The following is a 2,011-nucleotide window of genomic DNA, read 5'->3' as shown; positions in this document are numbered from 1 at the left end:
ACATTAGTTGATTCTGTACAATACAATAAATACGACAGCAATTTAATAACGCACAAACTCTTTGATGAAAAATTACAGGATGTTGAAAAAGAAGCATCACCCAAAGCCTGGGTATTTATATTTGGTATTGGTTTAAATGTGGGAAATATTTTAGAATTCAATTCCTCATCGGGCCCGGATAAAAAAAGCTTTTCTGCTACCAGCGCATTAGACCTTGGTTTAAATTATTTTAAAGAAGGTAAACGCTTTGCTATGACGAACGAATTGCATTGGACAGTAGCGGTGCAAAAATCGGGATTAACCAGTGCTGCACATATACAAAGAGCAACGGATGATTTTAGCACACTGCATGATTTTTCTTATGCCATGAACAAAAGCAATAAATGGAACTTTAATTTAATTGCCAAAACCAGCACCTCAATCTTTACAATCTTTGACGGAGATTTTTTTAAAGACTATAATAACAATGGAAAGATTCAGGGCTTTTTAAATCCTTATGATGTAACGCTATCGCCGGGAATAAAATTTCAGCCCAATGATTATTTCAGGTTTTCACTTTCGCCTTACTCTATTAACCTGTACGGTTTACGCAGCCAGCAAATTGCCAACACGGGTTTTTACACCCAAACATTTGATACCAACGGAGATTATGATCTTTTTGTTCTTAAACAACTGGGCGCCGAACTAAATATTTGGTACGACAGAAAATATAAAAAATGGCTGGATATGCAATACCGCCTCGGTATATCCTCCGACTATTTTGCCAGGCTTGCTAAAAACGGTTTAATGGATGGATTGTTTATTACAAAAATAAAACTCATCAAAAATGTTTACCTCAGCCACCGGGCTATTTTAAAAGCCGACTTTACACAAAAGCCTTTTAAGCCTTATTATAATCAAACTGTTTTATTAAGCTTTGCAAAAAGTTTTTAAATTCTCCCGCAGATGTCGCTGATAACGCAGATTTTCTTTTCAGCAACATTAGGGAAATCATCGGGCAAATTAATTCCGTGCTTCTGTGGCAAAGAGTTGCCACAGAAGCACGGAAAAAGATATTTCTCCGAATAACTTTTGTAAAATTAAAGCTTATGTTTTAAAACAACTTCTGTGTTTCCGTGCCTTTGTGGCAATCCTTTTGCCGCAGGCAAAATAAAATTTCTTACTTTCAATTTACAGATGGAAGATAAAATATACCAACAAAAATTTACTCCAACACAGGCTTTACCCAAAGCAAAAAATTACTGTGCTTACCAGGAGCGTTGCCATAGTGAAGTAAAAGATAAATTATACGGCTTTGGTTTAAATACAAAAGAAGTTGATGAGCTCATAAGTATATTAATTGAAGAAAATTATTTAAACGAAGAACGGTTTGCCATTCAATATGCAGGTGGGCATTTTCGCAGTAAAAAATGGGGAAGAATAAAAATAAAATACCAGTTAAAACAAAAACAGGTAAGTGAGTATTGCATAAAAAAAGCCCTTAAGCAAATTAATGAAGATGATTATTTAAAAACTTTGCAGCAGCATTTTGATGCCAAACTAAAAACATTAAAAAGCGAAAAAAATAGTTTTATCAAAAAAAGAAAATTACAGGATCATTTAATGCAAAAAGGTTTTGAAAACGATTTGATAAAAACGCTGATACAAGAACTATAAAGAAAATATAAACAGGACTGGAAAAAAAACCTGTTTATAAATTTAATAGGGATAGTTATTTACAATCCCATTTCATCGGCGCTGGGCCCGTAGCTGCCGGGAATAGGCACATTCAGCAAACGAAGGAACACTCCCATTTGAGCACGGTGATGAATGATTTGTCCAAAACACATTCTTAATACATCGTGTTTATTATCATTTACCCAGATCTCTTCACCATTACGCATTATCCAGTTGTCTTTTAGCTGTTCCTCTTTTCCATTGGCTAAAGCTGTTCTGCCTTGTACTAAATTTTTTTAAAATAATGTTATTATTTCAGGAGTGTTGTTTACTTCTTTTGCCTGGTAGGGATTTT

General features: G+C 34.4%; 3 protein-coding genes. 2 read left to right on the top strand and 1 reads right to left on the bottom strand.

The window, feature by feature from the left end:
• The coding region (locus ACY65O_RS06950) for a hypothetical protein (protein ID WP_462220127.1) at positions 1-933 on the top strand (933 nt) is incomplete at its 5' end.
• Between the two features lie 174 nt (positions 934-1,107).
• Positions 1,108-1,656 (top strand): regulatory protein RecX, encoded by a 549-nt coding sequence (locus tag ACY65O_RS06945; RefSeq protein WP_462220126.1) that lies wholly within the window; start codon positions 1,108-1,110, stop codon positions 1,654-1,656.
• A gap of 59 nt (positions 1,657-1,715) precedes the next feature.
• Here ACY65O_RS06945 and ACY65O_RS06940 read toward each other — a convergent pair whose 3' ends face one another.
• Positions 1,716-1,883, bottom strand: a complete 168-nt coding sequence (locus ACY65O_RS06940; RefSeq protein ID WP_462220125.1) for a hypothetical protein — start codon at positions 1,881-1,883, stop codon at positions 1,716-1,718.
• Positions 1,884-2,011 lie beyond the last annotated feature (128 nt).

The sequence above is a fragment of the Ferruginibacter sp. genome (assembly GCF_031430955.1).
In the GTDB taxonomy this organism is placed as follows: domain Bacteria; phylum Bacteroidota; class Bacteroidia; order Chitinophagales; family Chitinophagaceae; genus Ferruginibacter.
This window is presented reverse-complemented; position numbering and strand designations above follow the sequence as displayed.

Coding starts and splice junctions, on each gene's coding strand:
- ACY65O_RS06940 (WP_462220125.1), bottom strand. CDS start 1,883: ATGCGTAATGGTGAAGAGATCTGGGTAAATGATAATAAACACGATGTA.